The organism is Arthrobacter vasquezii, assembly GCF_029455255.1.
Lineage (GTDB): Bacteria > Actinomycetota > Actinomycetes > Actinomycetales > Micrococcaceae > Arthrobacter_D > Arthrobacter_D parietis.
The window spans coordinates 33517-55657 of the sequence record NZ_JAROKN010000017.1; the positions used below are offsets into that span (position 1 = coordinate 33517).

The 22141-nt window shown below is 59.8% G+C and carries 16 protein-coding genes and 1 pseudogene; 13 read left to right on the forward strand and 4 right to left on the reverse strand.

Features of this window, described 5'->3' with window-relative positions; all coding sequences use genetic code 11:
- Positions 1–11: 11 nt before the first annotated feature.
- Positions 12–1520 (forward strand): sensor histidine kinase, encoded by a 1509-nt coding sequence (locus P4U43_RS08550; RefSeq protein WP_277358356.1) that lies wholly within the window; start codon positions 12–14, stop codon positions 1518–1520.
- 109 nt (positions 1521–1629) lie between these two features.
- On the opposite strand, the gene P4U43_RS08555 is transcribed toward P4U43_RS08550, so the two are convergent.
- Positions 1630–1878 (reverse strand): WhiB family transcriptional regulator, encoded by a 249-nt coding sequence (locus P4U43_RS08555; protein ID WP_056549944.1) that lies wholly within the window; start codon positions 1876–1878, stop codon positions 1630–1632.
- Between the two features lie 291 nt (positions 1879–2169).
- On the opposite strand from P4U43_RS08555, the gene P4U43_RS08560 reads away from it, so the two are divergent.
- Positions 2170–2547 carry a hypothetical protein gene (locus P4U43_RS08560; protein ID WP_277358357.1) on the forward strand — a complete coding sequence of 126 codons (378 nt, stop codon included), beginning with the start codon at positions 2170–2172 and terminating at the stop codon, positions 2545–2547.
- A 9-nt stretch (positions 2548–2556) separates the two neighbouring features.
- On the opposite strand, the gene P4U43_RS08565 is transcribed toward P4U43_RS08560, so the two are convergent.
- Positions 2557–6459: an FtsK/SpoIIIE domain-containing protein gene (locus P4U43_RS08565; RefSeq protein WP_277358358.1), complete on the reverse strand. Its 3903-nt coding sequence runs from the start codon at positions 6457–6459 to the stop codon at positions 2557–2559.
- A gap of 198 nt (positions 6460–6657) precedes the next feature.
- Between P4U43_RS08565 and P4U43_RS08570 the strand changes: the two genes are divergently transcribed.
- The 6 genes from P4U43_RS08570 (at position 6658) to P4U43_RS08595 (ending at position 13878) form a co-directional block, all read left to right on the forward strand.
- Positions 6658–8694 (forward strand): acyltransferase family protein, encoded by a 2037-nt coding sequence (locus P4U43_RS08570; protein WP_277358359.1) that lies wholly within the window; start codon positions 6658–6660, stop codon positions 8692–8694.
- Positions 8695–8760: 66 nt separating this feature from the next.
- Positions 8761–10050 carry a nucleotide sugar dehydrogenase gene (locus P4U43_RS08575; RefSeq protein ID WP_277358360.1) on the forward strand — a complete coding sequence of 430 codons (1290 nt, stop codon included), beginning with the start codon at positions 8761–8763 and terminating at the stop codon, positions 10048–10050.
- 21 nt (positions 10051–10071) lie between these two features.
- Entirely contained in the window at positions 10072–10668 is a 597-nt protein-coding gene (locus P4U43_RS08580; RefSeq protein WP_277358361.1) for an acyltransferase, read from the forward strand.
- Complete coding sequence (locus P4U43_RS08585) at positions 10665–11756, forward strand: DegT/DnrJ/EryC1/StrS family aminotransferase (protein ID WP_277358362.1); 1092 nt, start codon at positions 10665–10667, stop codon at positions 11754–11756. Before P4U43_RS08580 ends, P4U43_RS08585 begins: the two co-directional genes overlap by 4 nt.
- Entirely contained in the window at positions 11756–12745 is a 990-nt protein-coding gene (locus tag P4U43_RS08590) for a Gfo/Idh/MocA family protein (protein ID WP_277358363.1), read from the forward strand. Before P4U43_RS08585 ends, P4U43_RS08590 begins: the two co-directional genes overlap by 1 nt.
- Positions 12742–13878, forward strand: coding sequence for a glycosyltransferase family 4 protein (locus tag P4U43_RS08595; RefSeq protein ID WP_277358364.1), 1137 nt, complete (start codon positions 12742–12744; stop codon positions 13876–13878). Before P4U43_RS08590 ends, P4U43_RS08595 begins: the two co-directional genes overlap by 4 nt.
- Positions 13879–13903: 25 nt before the next feature.
- Here the strand turns inward: P4U43_RS08595 and wecB are convergent, their stop codons facing one another.
- A complete protein-coding gene (gene wecB / locus P4U43_RS08600; protein WP_277358365.1) occupies positions 13904–14956 on the reverse strand; it encodes a non-hydrolyzing UDP-N-acetylglucosamine 2-epimerase in 1053 nt (350 codons plus the stop codon).
- 184 nt (positions 14957–15140) lie between these two features.
- Here wecB and P4U43_RS08605 point away from each other — a divergent pair, with 184 nt between their 5' ends.
- From P4U43_RS08605 to P4U43_RS08620, 4 genes are all read left to right on the forward strand, one after another.
- The gene (locus P4U43_RS08605; RefSeq protein WP_404800717.1) at positions 15141–16193 is read left to right on the forward strand and encodes a glycosyltransferase family 2 protein; all 1053 of its coding nucleotides are present in this window, start codon (positions 15141–15143) and stop codon (positions 16191–16193) included.
- Positions 16194–16203: 10 nt separating this feature from the next.
- Positions 16204–17337, forward strand: coding sequence for a glycosyltransferase (locus P4U43_RS08610; protein ID WP_277358366.1), 1134 nt, complete (start codon positions 16204–16206; stop codon positions 17335–17337).
- 52 nt (positions 17338–17389) lie between these two features.
- Positions 17390–18523: a glycosyltransferase family protein gene (locus tag P4U43_RS08615; RefSeq protein WP_277358367.1), complete on the forward strand. Its 1134-nt coding sequence runs from the start codon at positions 17390–17392 to the stop codon at positions 18521–18523.
- Between the two features lie 656 nt (positions 18524–19179).
- Positions 19180–19512 (forward strand): glycosyltransferase, encoded by a 333-nt coding sequence (locus tag P4U43_RS08620; RefSeq protein ID WP_277358368.1) that lies wholly within the window; start codon positions 19180–19182, stop codon positions 19510–19512.
- On the opposite strand, the gene P4U43_RS08625 is transcribed toward P4U43_RS08620, so the two are convergent.
- Positions 19491–21311 (reverse strand): ABC transporter ATP-binding protein, encoded by a 1821-nt coding sequence (locus P4U43_RS08625; protein WP_277358369.1) that lies wholly within the window; start codon positions 21309–21311, stop codon positions 19491–19493. The two genes, P4U43_RS08620 and P4U43_RS08625, sit on opposite strands and share 22 nt — an antisense overlap.
- Positions 21312–21696: 385 nt before the next feature.
- Between P4U43_RS08625 and P4U43_RS08630 the strand changes: the two are divergent.
- Positions 21697–22141 (forward strand): annotated as a pseudogene (locus P4U43_RS08630) (transposase); the annotation flags it as partial.

Genomic DNA, 22141 nt, shown 5'->3' on the forward strand with positions numbered 1-22141 from the left:
GGGAGACATAGGTGGCAATCTTCACCGACCCGATCCGGGAACACTCGGGTTTCGCGCCGGGTGATGCTGAGTGGCTGCACCTGTTGGTGGGGGACTGGCAGATGGTTGCCGACCTCGCGTTCGCTGACCTTGCACTGTGGTTTCCCCTGCACGACGGCGGCTACGTTGCCTTGGCGCATGTGCGTCCGTCAACGTCGCACACAGTGTTCCATAGCGACTTCGTCGGTGAACGGATTCGTGCTGATCTGAAGCCATTGGTTGACAAAGCCTGGGAGAGCCAGCAGATCGAGCGTTCCGGGGAAACGAACTGGACCACGGAAATGGCGATGCGTGTCGAAGCAGTTCCGATGGTGCGCAACGGGAGAACACTCGCCGTCGTAACCTCCCACATGGACCTGTCGAGTTCACGCATGCCATCCCGATTGGAGCTGACCTACCGCCAGTGCGCGTATGATCTGCTGCGCATGGCAACCCTTGGCCTATGGCCCGATTTTGCTACGCCCACGGGGTCGAGGCGTGGTGCTCCACGCGTGGGCGATGGACTGATCCGGCTCGATGTCGACGGCGTGGTGCAGTACGCCAGCCCGAACGGTGTCTCGGCATTCCGCCGGCTGGGTGACGTTGAAACACTCGAAGGCCGCCCGCTTGCCGAAATTGTCACATCCCTGTTGACGGACCGGCGGGTGGTCGACGAGACGCTTCCCCTGGTGCTGACTGGAAAGATGCCCTGGCGGACTGAAATCGAATCAAAGGGCGTAAGCCTGTCCCTGCGTGCAATTCCGCTGCGTGACGAAAAGGAGCGTTTCGGCGCCCTTGTGCTCTGCCGCGATGTGTCAGAACTCAGACGCCGCGAAATGGAGCTGGTGTCGAAGGACGCCACCATCCGAGAGATTCACCATCGAGTGAAGAATAATCTGCAAACGGTAGCGGCGCTCCTGAGAATGCAGTCGCGTCGGATGGTGAGCGATGAGGCAAAGCAGGGCCTCGAACAGGCGATGCGCCGAGTCGCCACCATTGCGCTGGTGCACGAGACGCTATCGCAGGGTCTCTCCCAGAGCGTGGACTTTGACGAGCTCATCGCGCGCCAGTTCCGTCTGTCCGCTGAAGTAGCGTCGCCCAACCAGGCGGTGCGTACTGAGCGGGAAGGCAAGTTCGGCGAGCTCCCCAGCGACTTCGCTACCCCGCTCGCGCTGGTCATCAACGAGCTGGTGACGAACGCCGTCGAACATGGGCTGGCGGACCAACCGGGTACGGTGTGGCTGAAAGCCAACCGAAGCGTGGGCGACGACGGCGAGATGCTCACTGTGTCGATTATGGACGACGGCGCCGGGCTGCCCTCCGAAGGGTACAGCGAGGGGCTGGGGCTGCAGATCGTTCGGACGCTGGTGATGAGCGAACTCGGCGGAACGATTGAATGGACCTCCCGTGAGGGAGGAGGCACGGTCGTGAGCATTGAAATGGGCGTCCCGGGAGCGCGTCGGAAAACGGGAGCTTCCGCGCCCACTCCGCAGAGGAACTGACGGTCGGCTCACGAACAGAGGCACCGCAGACTGAAGGAAAGGGAGGGCATCCGCCGGATGCCCTCCCTTTCCTTCGTCTGTTGAGCGCGAAATTATCAGCGCCGGTTTCTCAGGAGGCGCGACGTGCGCGGGCAGCCCGGCGTTTGAGCGCGCGGCGCTCATCTTCGCTGAGACCGCCCCATACTCCGGCGTCCTGACCGGATTCTATTGCCCATTGGAGACAGGTATCGATGACCTGGCAACGGCGGCAAACGCTCTTCGCTTCTTCGATCTGAAGCAGGGCGGGCCCTGTGTTGCCGACCGGGAAGAACAGTTCCGGGTCTTTGTCTAGGCAGGCAGCGCGGCTACGCCAGTCCATGCTGATCACTTTCTCCTTACGACTCGCTAGGTTTGTGAAAACATTCACGAGGGGTGTCATAGTAAAGGGGGCCACTACGGCCCCCGCATTTTCCTTCATTAAGGCTGTCACGTTACGAAGACGCAAACAAGGGGTAGCCGGAAGGTAATTGCCTCAAACCATGAGGGATGCGTCACACAGTTGACATCAGGCAAAGCAGTCGTAGCTGTGATCGACTATGTCCGGTAGGGTGCGACTGTGTCAAGACCCGTACCTCTGCCTCAGCACGATGGAATAGCCCGGCCGGTGGGCGTGACTATCATCGCGGCAATCCTGCTCTGCGAAGCGGCCGCTCTTCTCGCCGTCGCCGGGTGGTTCGCTTTCGGCCTCATGACCAGTACGCCCACCTCGCTGGGCGGTGCAATATTCATGCTGGTGCTGTTGCTTCTCTTTGCAGGGTGGCTCCTCACCGTGGCCCATTTCCTCTTCCGCGGTTACCGGTGGACACGATCAGCGGCCCTCGTGTTTCAGTTCTTTGTGATCGTTGTGGCAGTACCCACGCTGACCGGTGGAATTCTTTGGGTAGGTCTTTTGCTTCTGGTTCCCGCGGTGGTGGTCGTGCATCAGCTCTTCACCCGCTCGGTGGTGGCCTTCACCACCGCTACCAGTGATGGCACACCGACGTTGTGACGGGCGCTGTCAGGCAGGTCCCTGTGGCTTCCTGCCCGTAACGCATTTCGCGATCTGGAGCTCCATCAACCCGTTCGAATTCACCAGGATCCCCCGTCCAGCCGGCGCCATGCCGTCAACGTCCACGCGCAGTCCGAAGGCATCACCGTCACTGGGGGACCGGGGGCCGAGAACAATTCCCAGCGGATTGCTCCGAAGGCCAGCCAGAGCGGGGCTGGTCGAAACAGCGGGGGCTGGCGAGGAAGCAAAAACCGCCCGCGCTCCGCTCAGCAGGAGCCCGGCCAGATGTTGATGAACATCGCGCGGCAGCAGGTCGGCGTCGTCGACGAGTAAGAGATCGTCCTCGCCGGCGCCGGCGACCCGCTTCCAGAAGGCCGCGCCGTCTTCTTTCGCGCCGGGCCGCAGGCAGATGATTGACGAAGGGGCCAGATGCTCGATGACGTCCAGCGTTTGCGATTTACCCGTTCCGCTGGACCCCACGACGAGCGCGGCGGTCCGTGGTGGAATTTCCAGCTGCACAGTGACTAGGTTGTCGCCGCCTTTACCTACCGGCAGCCGGATGGACCGCGGGCCTCTCGACCCTGGTTCAAGTTCAGCACTGGTCACGGTGCGTGGAAGTGCCGCAACCGGGAAGGGTTGCTGTGCGGGTTGCGTGTCACACACGGGTCCGGAATCCATGAGAAGCTGCGCCACGGCGTCAGCCTCGGCACTGATACGGCCCTGGACGAATGCGCGGCCCGGGATCGGGTCAAGGGCAGGAAGCTTCGGCCAGCTCAGTAGCGTCTCGGAACTGGCGCCGAGCGGAAGGTAGAGGCGGTTAGTCAGCATGGAAAAGAACCGGCTGGCAATGAGTTCCCGCTCTCCCGAAATGACGAGTGTGATTCCAGCGGCCTCGCCATCCCGCACGAGGTCCTGCAGTGCATCTTCGGCCTTCGCAAACCGGCTGGATCGAAAAGCGGCGGCCCATCGGCCCCAGCCCGTAATGAAGACGGTGATGTGCGGAGCGGTCTCAGCATGTCCTGGAGCCCCGTTGAGACGGTCGGCGAGGAGTTCGGCGATCCGCTCCAGAACGCGCGTGGCCCGTTTGACTTCAGTGGACCTTACCCAAGAGCCGATCTGTGGAGCGTCGCTGACCGCGCGCAGGCTTGAGTCGCCGTCGAGCAGGTACAGGTGCCCGTCTGGCTGTGTGCGGAGATGCTCGGCCGACACATGTGAAAGGACTCTGGCCAGCCCGCTGCCGGACGAACCCACAAGTGCAAGATGCGAGTGGTGTGCGGGATGCCACACGAGCGGACGTTGTTCCTGCTTCTCCGGAATGTCCAGCAGACCGAGTTGGAGCATGTTGGGCGGGACCGCAATGGAATGCGTGATCGTAGCGGGGAGCGGTGCACGCACGGGTGCACGCAGCGGCGGTAGCGGTAGGTTCCGCGCCGCGTTGATAGCGGAGGCGACCAGAGCAGGAAGGCTATCCGCCGTGCCGTGCAGTCTTTCGTTTGCCTGGTTTCTCTCCCTATTGAAGGAATTGTCTGCGTCGGAACTACTGGCCAGGAAAGAAGCCAAGGTCATGATGCACGGTGCCAGGGCGTCAGTGCCGGGCGTCGTCGTCGTCGCAGTCTGAAATTCGATGGGCTGCCCGGAGGCGATGCGCAGGAATCCGCGACCGGGCAGGTTTACCGGGATGGAGGAGGCGGCTGCTGACTCAAGCACGTCCTGGGACTCCATCGCCGATTGAACTCGTAGGGCAACGCTTGCAGTGATATTCGCGCGGATGTCGGACGTGATCGCGCCCTGTGGACGCTGCGTTGCAAGGACGAGATGCATTCCCAGCGATCGTCCGAGGGTTGCAATCCGCATCAGTTCAGGGACGGAACCGGGAACTTCGTCACTGAGCATCCGGAATTCGTCGATCACGGTGATCAGGCGGGGAAGCGGTGTGGGGGTGCGATCGCGGTATTCAAGGTAATCGGCGGCGCCGGCGTCTGCGAAGAGCGCCTCCCGCCGTTTGACCTCGGCTTTGAGCGAGACGAGGGCGCGCGAGACGGCCGCTGCAGACAGGTCGGTGAGCATGCCGGTGACGTGCGGCAAGGGCGCAAGTGCGCCGAGACCGGAGCCTCCCTTGAAGTCGATGAAAAGGAAGTTCAGGTTCTCGGGGGAGTGGTTCAGCGCGAGGCCGAGGACCAGTGTTCGCAGGAACTGGGACTTACCGGCACCTGTTGTGCCTGCGATGAGCATATGCGGACCGTCGGTCACCACATCAAAGGTCAGAGGTCCCGCAGCCGACGATCCGATAGCCGTGATCAGCTGACCGTAGTCCGCGGGAACACGCCACCGTTCTGCAATGGTCTCGCTGCCGCACGGGATCAGATCCGGGAGTGCGACGGCCTCCGGGACTGGTGCCTCGGTACTTCCCGCCGCTTGTGGGGAGGCGCGAGTTCCGATTGCCCGGGCCAGCTCCTCGAACGTATCCGGTTGCACGAAGTCGGGTTGGAAGCGGACCGTGCCCGCCGGGGTCGTGAGTAGTGGATCGGGAGGGAAGTAGTCGATAACCCAGGGGGCCGCCTCTTCGCAGCTGGAGGTGGAGAAGCGGTAGAAACGAACACCTTTCACCTCCGTAACCGGACCGGTGTCGAAGAGCAGGACGGTCGGGTACCTGCCGGTGGCAGCGAGATGTGTGTACCGCGTGCGATCTGCGACCAGGGTGACCCGTGGCAGGAACCGGGCTGCAGGCGGGAAGTTTTCGTTGGCAGCAAAACACAGGATCTCTCCGGCTTCGGAAAGGGCGGAGAGCTGCAGGATGAGGAGGCCGGCGACGTTGGGAAGGATGTGCTGCGGACCACGGATGTCCAGATTGAGGGGTTCCTCGCCGCCCGGTTCAACGAATGGGACCAACACCGGTGCGTCGGGAATCACGGGCGGATGCCAATCCGCCGGCTCGGGTTTGGGTTGAACATTGGCAGGCTGGTCGGCCATGCCCAGTCTCAGATAGCGTCGGCCGGTGCTCAACGTTGATGGAGCGCCGGAAGGGGTCGTTTGCGGACGGAGGGCGGCGAGGGTGAGGGCGCCCGCGTCCAGTGCTGCGCGTCGTCGTCGTGCACTGTCTTTGGACACTGCGGCGGTGACTGCATTGGCGAACGCGCGGCGTTTCTTTCGTCCGGTGATGAGCGGAACCATTCCGGTGGCGGCGGAGAGCGCGCTGAACGCCAGGAAGAACCACATACCGGTGGTTACGGCGAGCACGATCCCGAGCACGAGGGGTAGGAAGGCAGTGATGATCAGGAGCCGGCTGCTCTCCGGCGGCGGGGGAGCGCTGACTCCGCAGGGCTCGGTGAGGTCCTCGGCAAGTAGCGGGGCATCCGCGGTATGTGCGAGCACGACGGCGCAGCGACTGGCTCCGAGGCGGATGTCGGAGTCAGTGGTGATCGGGATTCGTTCGGCTCTGGTGCCGTCTACCCAGACGCCGTTCGACGACTGGCGGTCTCGGAGGGTCAGGGCGTCATTGGTGACCGTGAGCACTGCGTGGAGGCGGGAGAGGCCGGGGTCGTGGATGGTGATGTCTGCAGCGCTTCGACCGATCGTGTAGACGCCGCGCGAGAGCGGTATGGCCTTGCCGGCGTCGGGCCCGGACCGCACCAGAAAGAGCAGACTTCCGGGAGAGGACGGCGGCATGCTCGGGTGAGCGCCCGTAGCAGCGACGATCACCGCTCCGGAGGTGAAGGGTGGTACGCCCGGCTGCAGCTCGGCGAGTGGCCTCCCTTCGATGAGGAGGTTTTTGGCACCGGTCCGTTCGGAGAGCTGTTCGTGGAGCTGGCTGCCGCTCGCGAGGTGTGCCTTCGTGATGACCAATTCTTCTGTGGGTTCGCCTCCTGGCAGCTGCACGCCGGGACCTGCGGCGAGCGTGACGTGCAGATCCATAATGTGAGCCTAGGGGCTCCAATAGCCTTGTTTGGTGGGTCAATTCAGATCTGTGGATAAGGTTCTCGGTGCACCAGCGCCCGTGTGCCGGCGAGATGGACGAGACGAAGTAAAGTATTTCGTCGGGCCTTCTGCGAGAGAGGCGAACGGCGAGCGATAACTGGAGAAACTTTGGTGACAAGTGTGGCGGTAGCCGGTATGAGCTCTACCGCACCCGTCAGTCCTGCGAAGTCGTCCTACAGACCTGAAATTCAAGGGTTGCGCGCGCTCGCCGTTCTCATGGTCGTCGTTTACCACATCTGGTTCGATCGGGTGTCCGGCGGTGTGGACGTCTTCCTGCTGATTTCGTCGTTCCTGCTTACTCTGACTTTCATTCGCAAGGCCGAGCAGGGTAGCGCATTTGGTTTGGCTCAATACTGGTTGCAGCTCTTCAAGCGGCTGCTGCCAGCCGTTGTATTTGTGCTCCTCGCAACTCTGGCGGCTACGTATCTCTTCGTTCCCGAGTCCCGATGGCAGGAAATCTTTGATCAGACCTGGGCATCGCTTTTCTATGTGCAGAACTGGCTGCTAGCCGAGAGGTCCGTAGATTATTACGCGGCCGATGAGGGCCTGGCCAGCCCGCTGCAACATTTCTGGTCCCTGTCTGTCCAGGGACAGGTGTTTCTCCTTTGGCCGTTGCTCTTTGCGGTGAGTGCCGTGTTGGCGAGAGTGGCGCACCTGCGTTTCCGGCCCGTTGCGGGCATCATCTTCGGGGCGATTTTTTGTGCGTCACTGGCCTATTCGGTGGCCCAGACCTACACGAACCAGTCGTATGCGTATTTCGACACTCGAGCGAGGCTCTGGGAGTTCGCTCTGGGGACACTGCTTGCGCTGATTCTGCCGTATGTTTCCATTCCCCGTGTGGCGCGGATAATCGCCGGTTGGGTCGCTCTGGCAGCAGTATTGAGCGGCGGTTTCCTTCTTGATGTCGAAAGGGAATTTCCGGGGTTCGTAGCCCTATGGCCGCTCCTCGCCGCCGGCACGATCATGGTCGCCGGAAACTCAGGTAGTCGCTTTGGTGTTGACGCCATGCTGAGCTGGAAACCGCTCGTTCGACTTGGAGATATCTCCTATGCGCTCTACCTGTGGCACTGGCCCATCCTGGTCATCTATCTAACCTTCCGGGATCGATCAGAGGCAGGTCCGCTGTCGGGAGCGGCAATCATCGCCCTGTCACTCGTGCTCGCATATCTGACGACTCGCTTCATTGAGAACCCCGTACGGCACCGGCTGCCCGTGACCCGTCGAGTCGCGGCGATCGCCGTCACAGTCTGCTGTCTGACTGTTGCTGTCCCTCTTTCAGGCTGGCAGTTCGGGCTGAAGGTTCAAACCGACCGCGCGAATGCTCAGACGGTCTCGGACAACCCGGGTGCCAGGGTGCTGGCAGGAATAGTTGAATCCCGCTCCAGCTATGAAGCGCCGATTGTCCCCTCAGCCGCCACTATCAATGGCGAATGGGCCTCGCTGGCGGCTCGATGCAGCGACGCGGCACTTGCGCCGGCTGAGGAGGTGCTGAACGGGCACTGCAGCGACAACGGGATCGATCCATCTGTCAGTGATCGAACTGTGGTGGTGGTCGGTGATTCACATGCTGAACAGTGGCTCGGTGTGATGCGCCCGCTCGCGGCTGAGAACAACTGGACGCTCGTTGCACTGCTGTACGGCGGATGCGACTTCGGTGTCCCACTTCCATCACAGGAAGCTGGATGCCAGGACTTCAACCGGGCCGCGCTCAGCTACATTGAGAATCTGGCGCCGGACGCAATTTTCACCGTTGTCACGGATGCTCACCCCGATACGGCAGAGGACACCGTAGTCCCGGGGTTTCCTGCTGCGTCACGTCAGTTACAGGGACAGGGCATTGAGGTGATCGGCATCCGCGATAACCCTCGATACTCCTTCAATATGATGTCGTGTCTGGAGGAGAGCGGGGGCATCGCTGAATGCGGCCAAGCCCGAAGCGAGACGTTGACCACTCGGGCGCCGTTCGACGCGATACTGAACATAGCGCCTGAAACCGTCCTGCTCGATGCCACGGACCTGATTTGTTCGGAGTTCTCGTGTGATCCGATTGTTGGCAACATGCACGTTTATATCGACGACAACCATCTCACCGAGACTTACGTGGAATCCATGTATCCCGTGTTCAGTGACATGTTCCGCCAGGCGACCGGCTGGGAAGATATCCGCGACTGATCCGATAGTCTTGGTTCCTGAATCGCTGGGTCGCGCACAAGCTATACAGAAAAGGTCTACTTCGCCGTGAAAATTGCTGTCATTGCCCTTGGGAAGATCGGTCTGCCGCTGGCAGTCCAGTTCGCGTCGAAGGGCCACGAGGTCGTGGGCGTGGACGTCAATGCGCAGGTTGTAGAGTCGATCAATAACGCGGTTGAGCCGTTCCCGGGTGAAGCGCACCTGCAGGAGAAGCTGTCCGAGCTGGTGCCAGCGGGCAAGCTCAGGGCCACAACGGACTACGGGCATGCCGTTCCTGGCGCTGATGCCGTCGTTCTGGTGGTGCCCTTGTTTGTTGATGCCGATGCCAACCCTGACTTCGGCTGGATGGATGGGGCCACGGCCGAGCTGGCCAAGCACCTCACACCGGGCACACTCGTCTCCTATGAGACAACCCTCCCGGTGGGCACCACCCGCACCCGATGGAAGCCGATGCTGGAGGAGGGCTCCGGTCTTGTCGAAGGCAAGGACTTCCATCTGGTGTTCTCACCGGAGCGTGTACTGACCGGACGTGTCTTCGAAGATCTCCGCAAATATCCCAAGCTGGTCGGTGGGCTCTCCGACGACGGCGCCAAAAAAGCCGTTGAGTTCTACGAGGCAGTCCTCGATTTCGATGACCGTCCCGACCTTGTTCGCGGCAACGGCGTCTGGGACCTCGGATCAGCCGAAGCGTCTGAGCTGGCCAAACTCGCTGAAACGACGTATCGCGACGTGAATATCGGCCTGGCGAATCAGTTCGCCCGCTTCGCCGCGACCGCCGGAATAGACATCTATCAGGTCATCGAGGCATCCAACTCACAGCCCTACAGCCACATCCATCAGCCGGGCATCGCTGTCGGTGGCCACTGCATTCCTGTCTATCCGCGTCTGTATCTGTGGAATGATCCGTCGGCGACGGTTGTCCGGGCCGCCCGCGAAGCCAATGCAGGCATGCCGGAGTACACCGTCGGGCTGCTGGAAGGCGCCCATGGGGATCTGGGCGGTGCGACCGTCGTCGTGCTGGGCGCTGCCTACCGCGGTGAAGTGAAGGAGACCGCCTTCTCAGGCGTTTTCGCGACGGTGGAGGCGCTGAAGGAGCGCGGCGCGAAGGTGCTGGTTCACGATCCGATGTATACCGATGAGGAGCTCTCCTCCCTTGATTTTGATGCGTACCATGTCGGCGAGCCGGTGGACGCCGCGGTCGTGCAGGCGAACCACGCGGAGTACGCGAACCTGACGCCGTCGGATCTGCCCGGTGTAAAGACCTTCATCGACGGCCGCCGCGTGAGCAGCGCGGATAAGTGGACCGGGGTAACTTACCGGGTCATTGGCAAGGCCTGAGACGCAACGAAAGGTAGTCGTATGACATACATCGCTGACAGTGCCGACGTTTCGGATCAGGCGGAACTGGGTGAGGGCACCAAAGTGTGGCACCTCGCGCAGGTCCGGGAAAACGCAAAACTGGGGGCCAACTGCATTGTCGGACGCGGGGCGTACATCGGTACCGGCGTCTCGATGGGGGAGAACAGCAAAGTCCAGAACTATGCGCTGGTGTATGAGCCGGCGTCGCTCGGGAGAGGCGTCTTCATCGGTCCCGCGGTGGTTCTCACGAATGACACTTACCCACGCTCCATCTCACCGGATGGGACGCTGAAGAGCGCGCACGACTGGACGCCGGTCGGCGTCACGATCGAGGATGGTGCCTCGATTGGGGCGCGTGCGGTGTGTGTTGCTCCGGTGACTATCGGGGCGTGGGCGACAGTGGCTGCCGGCGCCGTCGTCACTAAAGACGTTCCCGCTTACGGGCTGATGGCAGGAGTACCCGCGCGCCGTCTCGGCTGGGTAGGTAAGGCCGGTCACCCGCTCAAGGAACAGGACGGGTTGTGGGTCTGCCCCGAGACCGGCGAGAAGTACAGCGAAGCACACGGCACACTGGCACCAGTAGAGGATCAGAAATGAGCACAGGATTCATTCCGGCAGCGAAGCCGATCGTAGGAGATGAGGAGCGTGCTGCTGTTGATGCCGTGCTCGTCTCGGGCATGTTGGCGCAGGGCGCCGAAGTTGCCGAGTTCGAGAAGGAGTTCTCGGACGTTCTCCTCGACGGTAGGGCCTCTGTTGCCGTGAACTCGGGTACGTCCGGGCTGCATCTCGGTCTGCTCGCCGCAGGTGTCGGACCGGGTGATGAGGTCATCGTTCCCTCCTTTACGTTTGCTGCAACCGCGAATTCGGTGGCGCTGACCGGCGCGACGCCTGTGTTTGCGGACATTGAGCTCGACCACTACTGCCTGGATATCGCGCATGTGGAGTCACTGATCTCCGATAAGACGAATGGGATTATGCCGGTGCACCTGTATGGGCACCCGGCGAATGTCGTCGCCTTCCGGGAACTTGCTGACGCCCGTGGCATCAAATTGTTCGAAGATGCTGCGCAGGCTCATGGGGCTGCGCTGGACGGCCGAAAGGTCGGCACCTTCGGCGATTTCGCGATGTTTTCGTTGTATCCCACGAAGAACATGACCTCAGGCGAGGGCGGCATGGTGTCCACCGGTGACGCCACGGTCGAGCGGAACCTCCGCCTGCTGCGGAACCAGGGCATGGAGCGCCAATACGAGAACGAACTGGTCGGATTCAATGCGCGCATGACCAATCTCCACGCTGCGATCGGGCGTGTTCAGCTGACCAAGGTTCTCGGGTGGACCGCACAGCGTCGGTCGAACGCGCAGTTCCTGAACGAGAACCTCGAAGGGGTCGGAACACCCGCGGTGGCCGAAGGCGCTGAGCACGTGTACCACCAGTACACCATTCGTATCTCGGGAGACCGGGACGGATTCGCCGCTGCACTGAAGGATGAGTACAACATCGGCAGCGGTGTCTACTACCCGATTCCGAATCACCGGCTACCGTCCTTCGACCGGACCGAGGACCTGCCCAACACGGAGATCGCGGCACGCGAGGTGCTCTCGCTTCCAGTGCACCCTTCACTCGATGAAGAGGATTTGGACCGGATTGTGACGGCCGTGAACAAGCTCGCCGGAGCAGGCGCATAATGGCGGATCTTCGCGTAGGCATCATCGGGTTGGGAATGATGGGCCGTCATCACGCTCGCGTCGCGCGCGAACTCGACGGCGTTCAACTGGTGGCGGTTGCCGATGCGTATGGTGATCCGCACGGGGTCGCTGGGGACTTGCCGTTGTGTGGGTCCGTTGATGAGCTGATCGCTCAGGGGATCGACATGGCGGTATGCGCTGTGCCCACCGGTCTGCACGAGGAGGTCGGGCTTGCTCTCGCAGCTGCGGGAGTGCACACCATGGTGGAGAAGCCGATCGCTTCCACCATTGAGGGCGGCGTGAAGCTGGCCGAGGCTTTCGAGGAAGCTGGTCTAGTCGGCGCGGTCGGGCACATCGAACGGTTCAACCCGGCACTTCAGTCCCTGCGCTCCCGCATCGAGAACGGCGATCTTGGAGATGTGTACCAGGTGGCCACCCGCCGTCAGGGTCCCTTCCCCTCGCGGATCGCAGACGTCGGCGTCGTGAAGGACCTCGGCACACACGACATCGATTTGACCGCCTGGCTGGCGCAGTCGCCCTACAAGTCGATCTCCGCCCGGACGAGCACGCGATCGGGGCGCCCACACGAGGACATGGTCACGGCATCCTGCCAACTCGCCAACGGCGTCATCACCTCTCATCTGGTGAACTGGCTGTCCCCAATGAAGGAACGCCTGACGGTGGTGACCGGTGAGAAGGGCGCTTTTGTTGCGGACACCCTCACGGCTGACCTGACGTTCTATGAGAACGGCACCATCAATACCGAGTGGGAAGCCGTGTCGAACTTCCGTGGCGTGAGTGAAGGCAATATCACCCGGTTGGCCCTCACCAAGCGCGAGCCTCTGAAGGCAGAACATGAAGCCTTCCGCGACGCTGTGTTGGGTAAGCGCAACGACGTCGTGACCATGCGTGAGGGTCTCAACACCCTGCGCGTGGCCGAAGCGATGATTGAGTCATCGCGCACCGGAGCTACTCTCGATGTTTCGTGAGAACCCTTCGAATTGCGGTCGCTAGCAGAATCTTCGAGCCGGAGTCCGGAGCAGCGGCCTACCGGTTGAGTGCGATGGTGAAGGAGCTTCGCGCTAGAGGCCATGATGTTCGCGTGATGACCTCGCGGGCGCCGGGAGCTACACGATCGACGCCTGAAGTAAGGCGCTGGCCTGTCCTGCGCGATAAGAGCGGTGCGGTGAGAGGCTATGTGCAATATGCGAGCTTTGACATTCCGCTCTTCTTTCGCCTTTTGTTTGGGCGACGCAACCACCTAATAATAGTTGAGCCGCCGCCAACCACCGGGGTGGTAGTGAGGCTGATCAGTGGGCTGAGGCAGACGCCTTACGCCTACTTTGCCGCGGATGTCAGTTCTGTTGCGGCTGAGGGAATAGGCGTTCCCCGACCAGTCGTCACGGTTCTACGAATACTTGAAGGATGGGTCCTGTCCGGAGCACACACGATATTCACGGTCTCTGAAGGGGTGTCGAAAGCGGTAATACAGTTGGGGGCGGATCCGAAAAACACCGTGTGCGTCGGCACAGGTATCGACACCCAGCAGTTCATCGCTGAAGGTCCCTCTGCTCATGGTGGTGACTACTTCGTCTATGCCGGAACGATGTCGGAGATCCAGGGTGCTGGCGTCTTTATCGACGCCTTCCTGCAGATCGCTGGTGATTTTCCTGACGTTAGATTGTTTATGTATGGGCAGGGAGTCGAATTCGAGGATCTCAAGAGACGTGCTCAGCCGCTCGGGGATCAGGTGCAATTTCTGGGAACGGTTAACTCCGGCACACTTTCCGCTGTACTAAGAGGGGCGACAGCCGGGCTCGCCTCAGTGCGGCCGTCGAGAGGCTACGACTTCGCGTACGCGACCAAAGCCTTCGCCAGCCTCAGTTGTGGATCGCCCGTCATCTACGCGGGGGTGGGGCCGATGAAGGACCTGGTCGAAGAAGAGTCGCTTGGGTACGCGGTACCCTGGCGTGCTGACGCTGTCGCCGATGCGATGAGGGCCGCGCTTAGTCAATCAACCACTTCACACGACAGGTCTCGATTGGCAGACTGGGTGCGGGAAAATTTCTCCTTGGAAGCTGTGAGCGGACGAGTTGGCGACGCACTCGAGCAGCGGCTGTAGTTTCCTTAGATTCCTTTTGCTGAGGTCAAGTGAGTAGCGCGTGCACGACGGCTGCAGCGGCTTCTCCCGAACCGTAAGGAGTTGCAGCGGTAGGATCGGGCGGTCGTCGTGTAACGGCTGGGCCTAGCTGAGTGAGATCTTCCGAGACAAGCACGTTCCATCCAAGCTCGACCGTTTCAACCCACTCGGTTTCCGGACGTACTGTCGTGCAAGGAACTCTGAGGAGAAACGCCTCCTTTTGCAGGCCCCCGGAATCTGTCACGACGCCGGCTGAGTGTTGGACGGCACTGATGAGTTCTGGGTACGCCAGGGGATCAATCGGCTTGATCGAGCCCTGCGAAAGATTGATCTCATGCTGCGACGCCATTGCGCGTAGGCGTGGGTGAGCAAGCAGGAGAACGGGTTTGTCTAGCGCCGCGAGCTGTTCGACTATGCAGGTGAGGCGATTCGCATCGTCCGTGTTGTCCGGACGATGGATAGTGCTGACGTAGTAGCCGCGAAGGCTGAGTCCGAGAGGGAGAGACTGTTGTTTTGCTGCAATAGCGTCTCTCGTCAGGTATAGAACGTCGGTCATGACATCGCCAACCAGGACGCTGCGCCCAGCCAGTCCCTCATTAGTTAGATGTTTCATCGCGACTTCGGTGGGGGCAAGAAGGAGATCGGCGGCGTGATCGGTGAGCACGCGGTTGTGTTCCTCCGGCATCCGACGGTTGAAGGAGCGTAAGCCAGCCTCAAGGTGTGCGACTGGGATGTGCATCTTTGCGGCAGCGATTGCCGCGGCCAGGGTCGAGTTCGTATCACCGTAGACAAGAACCCAGTCCGGTCTTACTTGATCAAAAACTCGCTCGAGCCCGGCAAGCATTGTCCCTGTTTGCTGACCGTGCGGGCCCGATCCGACGGCAAGATTGTAGTCCGGCGCAGGTATGCCGAGGTCTTGAAAGAACACGTCCGACATCAGTTCGTCGTAATGCTGACCGGTATGGGCGATGACGTGATCCGCTTTGCCTCGAAGTGCTGAGGCAATAGGCGCCAGCTTCACGAACTGGGGGCGCGCGCCGACGACGCTGAGGATTTGCATGGGATCAGATTACTCGACTTCGTGGACGGCCGCCGGACCTTCGCCATTGCGTTCACTCGATAGTTCGATGTCCCCTGGCAGCTAGGAGACGTGCGCGGAAGGCAACCAAGTTGGAGCAGTGCGCTAGCCTTATCCGGTGATTACTCAGCACAGGACTACGCCGCTCGTGGATGTAATTATCCCAGTGCACACACCAGATAGGCAGATTGAGCGGGCAGTCAGCTCGCTCGAATCGAGCGGACTTGAAATTGGCGAGAACGCTGAGTGTCGCATAACGGTGGTCTGCCATAACACCGCTGTTGATCCTATTCGACGAAAGATTGAGGCTTCATCTGGAGCGCACGTTCGATTCCTACATCTTGAGGATGGGAACAAGAGTCCAGCCGGTCCTTTCAACCTTGGATTCAGCAGCTCAACCGCTTCTTGGGTCATGATCATGGGAAGTGATGACACTTTGGAAGCAGACGCGTTAAGGCGGTGGTTGTTCGAAGCCGAGTCAACCAATACTGATGTGCTGATCGCTCCTGAAGCACATTTCGGCGGAGCCTCGATTCACACGCCGGTCGTTCGGTGGTCCAGACGAAAGCATCTGGACCCGGTGTCGGATCGGCTTGCTTACAGGACTGCCCCGCTCGGCCTGATTCGTCGAGAACTTATCGAGGAACTCGACTTGCGATTTCCAATGAATATGGCGAACGGATCAGATCAGGCGGTTTCGGCACGGCTATGGTTCTCAAATTTATCGATCACCTACGGGCGCGGATTGCCTCGGTATCTCGTGCACGATGACGCGACTGAACGCGTGACCTTCACTTTGAAGGATCTTGAGGCGGATCTCCTCTTTGTCACCGAGCTGATGAAAGACCCGTGGTTCCATAAGTTGTCTGGGAGGAGTAGACATGCGATCGTGACAAAATTGATCAGAGTCCATTTGTTTTCTCACGTCGGTATGAGAGCGGCTTCAGGCGCCTGGGACCGACGCCAAGCGACTCAAGCGGAGACAGTACTGCAGACGCTGCTCAGTGCCGCACCCCGGGCACTGAAGCCGCTTTCGATTGCTGATCGAACCCTGGTCGACGCTATAGCAAGCGGGTTGGCTGATCCTACCGCCATGGCAGAATTGTGTGCTGCTCGCCGCCGCTTCAAGCAGCCACGAACGTGGGCGCCACGCGATGTCCGGTACATACTTCATAGGGAGGCCCCTCCGCGTTTTATGGTTGCCTCAGCGCTTGTCTAGGTAGGATGCGATGAAAGTTCTGGTCATAACGACCTGGTTCCCCGGCGATCACAATCCCTCCGAAGCTCCATTCAACTTGGACCATGTGCGTGCGCTACAACACGCGGGGCACACAGTGCGTGTGCTGCATATAAGACTTAGCAATGACAGGTCGAGGGAAGTCGGATTCGATCAGGCACGCAGTGCGGTATGGCAAGGCGTGCCGGTTCGGCGGATGTTCCTTTCGCCATACCGCCCGTTCAGTGCCATGCTCAACCAGTTGACACTCTTCCGTGAGATGGCTTGGCCTGACCTGATCCACACCATGGCTTTCTCTTCCATCCTGGCTGTCATGGTGCCATGGCTCGCGCGTTGCACGACGGCAAGAGAGCCAGCATGGGTCCATACAGAGCATTGGACTGGCGCACTTGATCCTGCAAGTGTCTCGCCTCTGTGGAAGAGTCTGTCCTGGCTACGGCGCGTTTATGTACTTCCGCATCAGGTCACCGGCGTTGGGAAAGCGCTGGTGGAAGCGATCCGCCCCTTCGCTCGGCCGGGTGCGGTGACCGTCGTCCCGTGTGTGGTGCGTTGCGTTGAGGGTCCGAGTGAGCCGAGGTTCGGGTCGCCCGTGAAATTGGTCGCAGTGGGCGCAGTCGCTCAGCGAAAACGGCCATTCGCAGCCATAGATACCATCGAATGGCTGCACGAACGCGGCCTTGCCGCGCAGCTTACCTGGGTGGGTGACGGGCCACTGAGACTTGCCTGCCAGAAGCGGCTTGGCGAAAAAGGACTGGAGCACTCAGTGCGATTTGTTGGGGCAGTTCAACCTGATCAGGTGCCCATGTATCTGCAAGCGGCTGACCTGTTCCTCCTGCCGTCTTCACATGAAACTTTCTTCGCTTCCGCGGCCGAGGCCATCGGAGCCGGCCGAGGAGTGGTGATCTGCAGACTCCCCGGACTGGGAGATTTTCTAACGGAGGAAAACAGCATACTGGTTGAAGATGCCAGTGCGGAGACGCTGGGAACGGCAGTGCTTGAAGCGTCATCGCGATTCCGAAACGTGGAGGCGAAACACATGGCGTCGTCCATCCGTCAGAACTACAGCATAGAAGCGGTTTCAGCACAATTCTCCTCTGTCTACAGAGCAGCTTTGGCGCGAGCGTAACCCGCCACTCACCTTGAATCTGCAGGCACCCCGCCGCTGCCATAATGGGATCATGCAATCTCCGCGTCTGTTGATCCTGTCCTTCTCTCCAATCCGCTCCGATGCGAGGGTGCTCAAGCAGGTACAGCTACTCAAAGACAGATATCGGGTAACAACCTGTGGATATGGATCGGCGCCAGATGGAGTGGAAGATCATGTCGAAATTCCTTCTGCGCTAGTTGCGTGGCATTTCCATAAACGCTCTTTGATTGCGCATGCTTACGAGCGCGCGTACTGGAGTAATCCAGTAATTGCGCACTTGAGAACAACATTGACGCCAGGACGATATGACGCTGTACTAGCAAACGACATCGAAACAGCTGGCCTGGCTAGCTGGATAGCCCCAGTGAAGGGCTTCCACTTGGATCTTCACGAATACAGCCCGCGTATGAAGGAGGAGGTCCTTCGGTGGAGATGTTTTCTGGGCCCCTTCATGTCCTGGATGGTGCGCCGCTATGGTGTACTTGCTTCGTCTACCACAACGGTGGGGGCACGGATTGCGGAGGAGTATGGAAGGAAGTTCAGGTTAGAGGCAGCAGTGGTGACTAATGCGGCACCGTTCGTGGACTGCGCTCCGAGTCCAGTTGGCGATCCAATTCGTCTGGTCCATTCAGGCGCTGCAAAGCAGGGACGCCATCTCGACGTAACGCTTGATGCTATGGCAGCGATCAGGAGTAATGCGACACTCGCGTTATATCTCACTCAAAACGAAGGTGCCTATTTCGAGGGTTTACGCCGCAGAATCGAGCATATGCCCAATGTCACGCTACATCCCCCTGTCGCTTACGAAGATCTGCCTGCAACATTGAACTCCTATGACGTCGGAGTATTTTTGTTGCCGCCCGTCAATTTCAATCACAGGTGGGCATTACCGAACAAATTTTTTGATTTTGTGCAGGCGCGTCTTGGTATCGTAATGGGACCTTCACCAGAAGCTGCCAACCTCTTGAAATCAGAAGGACTGGGAGTGGTCGCAGAGGACTTCACTGCGGCAAGTTTTGCCTCAGCCATCGACTCGCTAAATGCAGTGAACGTTTCTTCTTTCAAGCAAGCTGCACACGATTCGGCTGAGAGACTTGCTGCTGCCGAGCAAGTGAAGAGATGGGGCTCGGCAATCGACGCTCTATTCTCAGGATCTCCAACGTGATGAGGCCCCGTGTGCTTCATTTCAATGATTGCGCATTCGTTGCGCGTAGCCTAGTCAGCGCCGCGGAACGGGTAAACCTGCACTGGCGCTACCTGCCACCCGAAGAGGTAAGACCCAAAGTGGTCCCCGATTCCAAGCTCGGGACGAAAGCGACTTACATACCTTACTGGCTTCGGCGAATTGAAGTAGTTTCACGCTGCGATGTGGTTCATGTTCATTACGGCACCTCCGCCAAGCTTCTCCGAGATCGCGGTGTTCCAACCCGCCCCTACGTTCTAACGCTTCATGGATCGGACATCCGAAGGCAGTGGAAGGACCCGCGCTACCATACTCAGATTCAGCGCGCGATTGACGAAGCGGCGCATGTTTTCTACGCGAACACAGACAATGTTCAGGACGCAGTAGCCGCCCGACCGGACGCGGAGTACTTGCCATCCGTCATCGATCTAGCGCTCCTTCCTCAGTGGAGACCTGAGCGCGAGCCGCCAAGGATAGTTTTCGTATCTCGCTGGGATGACGATAAAGGCGTCAGCCAACAGCTGACGCTAGCCGCTGAACTGAGTAGGGCCGTCGGCGACCGCGTCGAGTTAGTAGGCGTGGATTGGGGCCCGGGAGCAAACGAAGCTCGTCGTTGCGGTGTCCAGCTGCTGCCCAGGATGCCGCAATCAGAATTTCACCGGGTGGTCGCTCGTGCGCACATGGCGGTTGGGCAGGCCTCGAATTACTTTTCGACCAGTGAATTCGAGGCGCTCAGTATGGGAGTCCCGATGGCCGCGCTCGGTTCGCGCCTTCCACGGCCCGACGACGGAACAGTCCCACCGGTCATGGAAGGAAGCGTTTCGGCGGTTGTCGAGCAGATCGTCGAAGCAATGGCTGACCCGTTGAGAATGAGCGTTGATCTTGGCGGAGCCGCCTGGGCACGGCCGCGCTACGATGCCGGAGCCTACGTTCGACGACTAGCTACTCTCTATACTGCAGTAGCGTCATGAGATTCGGTGCCCGCAACCGCTTCGTGGAGACCTGCTAGCGCTGCCTGCTGAGCGAAGTCCTTATTCTCCCGTACAACTTCTTCGAAAGTCCCTCTCGTGATTACGGAGCCTGCTTTCATGAAGCAGATTTGATCGCTATGTCGGACAGTGGACAGTCTGTGGGCCACTGAAATGACTGTGATCTCGCCGTGGAGTTCTCGGATCGCAGCAGCTACCGCGGCTTCGGTGGCGGTGTCAAGGGCACTGGTGGCCTCGTCGAGGACCAAAACAAGCGGGTTCACATAGAGGGCTCGGGCGATGCCAAGCCGTTGTCTCTGTCCACCGGACAGAGCAAGGCCACGTTCGCCTACGCGACCATGTATGCCGCCCGCTCTTGCCTCCACTGTCTCCAGGAGTTGCGCTCTGCGTAGGGCTTCCCGAACGCGGTCTTCGTCGAAGTCTGATGTCCAGGTCAGAGCCACATTCTGGGCGATTGAACCATCGAAAATGGCCACGTCTTGCGGCACATAGCCGACCCTGGTCCGCCAGTCAGCGAGCACATCCCTCAAGTCTGTCTCGTCGAGCTTCATTGTTCCCTCAGAAGGAGTAAGCAGGCCCAGAAGGATATCTATGAGCGTGGACTTTCCGGCTCCCGACTGTCCGACTATTCCCAGCGAGGATCCCAGCGGCACGTCTAAGTCGATGTTCTGTAGTGCCGGCTCCGATGCTCCAGGGTATGTGAAATTGACCCCGTTGAGATGCAAGGTTTGGGGCTCACCCTCAATTTTCTGTAAGCCGATGTTTTCAAAGGAGGCCCGATAGATTTGGGCCTGTCGGATATCGTCCATCACTACGCTTGTGTACGGAAGGGTGGACTGGGACTGTGTTAGTTGTGATTGAACAGAAGTAAGCGACGGAACCATTTTGAACCCAGCCAGGCCGAATACCGCGACCGAGGCTAGAGCGCCCTCGAGTCCGCCAATAATGAATGAGACTCCTCCGACAAGAAGAAACCCGCCGATCAACGCCATGTCGACCACGAACCGGGGTACGGCCGACATGAAACGTATATTCGACCTTGCGTGTGCGGCCCGAGATCTACTTGCTAGAACCACGTCGCCTACTTGCCGTGCCTTGTCCCGCAGAGTTATCTCCTTGAGCGCCGAGATCATTTCCGACACGAGGCTCGACATCCGCATCGCCGCGTCGCGATTCACCCGGCCAGCCTGCAGCGCCTTCTTAGACAAGAATAAATACATGATAGAGGCGATTAACCCGAGATAGACGAGCGTGATCAGAGCTGTGAAAGGTTGGGCAACGACAAGAATTACCAGTACAGATGCAAAGGTCAAAAGGTGCGACGGAATAGTTACTGCTGGGATGAGGACTCCCGAGATGGTGTTTGCAATTCCGACATCAATGAGTCGTACGAGCTCTGCTGTAGACCTTTTCATGCGTTCGGTCCAGGGTGAGCGTATATAGCTATCGAACAAATGAGTACCAATCTCAAGTTCGAATTCCGCGAACTTTCGGGTAGACACCCACTGAAGCCAGATGCTCAGTATGGACTTGATTATCATCAGGGATGCTGACGCGACGAGAACCCACAAGCTTGCGGATTGCGACACAGTCCCGATGACCGGAAGTTGCAGATCCCCACCCGCCAGGATCTCGGTCATGACGAGCGCAAATACGCCGAGTGCGACCGCGTCGAGCAGTGACAGCGCCGACAACAATGCGCCGAAAACGATGATGAAACGACGGGCGTTCTGTGGCAGAAGCGGCAGTAGGTCGCGCACGGTTTGAAAAAGCTGCTTCACGACAATACTCCGAGTGGCGAAAGGGAAACGGGCAAAGCCTGTTCGGGTCGCAGTCCATACTACGTGGATTCAACAGGGGCTTCGCCATAACCACCGCGAGGTAGTGGCCCTCATCTTTGCGAGTGGTGCGCCTTGTGTAATCGTGCAGGGGCTGGCTGGAGACTTAGTCATGTCCACACGAGGTCGAGCCAAGCGACCCGCATACGATTCGGATGTCGTCACGTGCTAACACTGCACGGTGAGGACATTCGCATCCGAGAGAGCTACGGTACGACGCGCGGATTGACGCCTAGCAATTGCCGCCAGTGGTTGGGTCCCGGGTAGGAGTCCGGTGACTGTGTGAGTTTCGCATCCGATAATGGGTGCAGGAGGAAATTCACAGATTATGGCACGTAGGCATACCCCGGATCAGGTCGTCGCGAAGGTCCGGCAGGGGCAGAAGATGCTCAATGACGGCAAGCCGATGATCGAGGTCATCAAGGAGCTGCAGGTCACCGAGGCAACCTGGTATCGGTGGCTGCAGCAGTACGGTTCCGAGCAGAACGCAGCCCAAACCAAAGCGGTCAAGGACTTGGAGAAGGAAAACGCCCGGCTGAAGCGGTTGCTGGCCGAGAAGGAACTGGCCATCGACATCCTGAACGAGGTGGCTAAGGGAAAATTCTGAGCCCCGAACCTCGCCGCCGGGCAGTGCGCATGGCGGTGAAGAAGTTCGGGGCGTCCGAGAGATTCGCGTGCAAGGTGCTGGGTCAGAACCGTTCCGCGCTGCGCAAGTCACGCCCAGCGGTCAGCTTCGAGGAAGCCCGGCTACGCGCGGCGTTGCGGGCCATCGC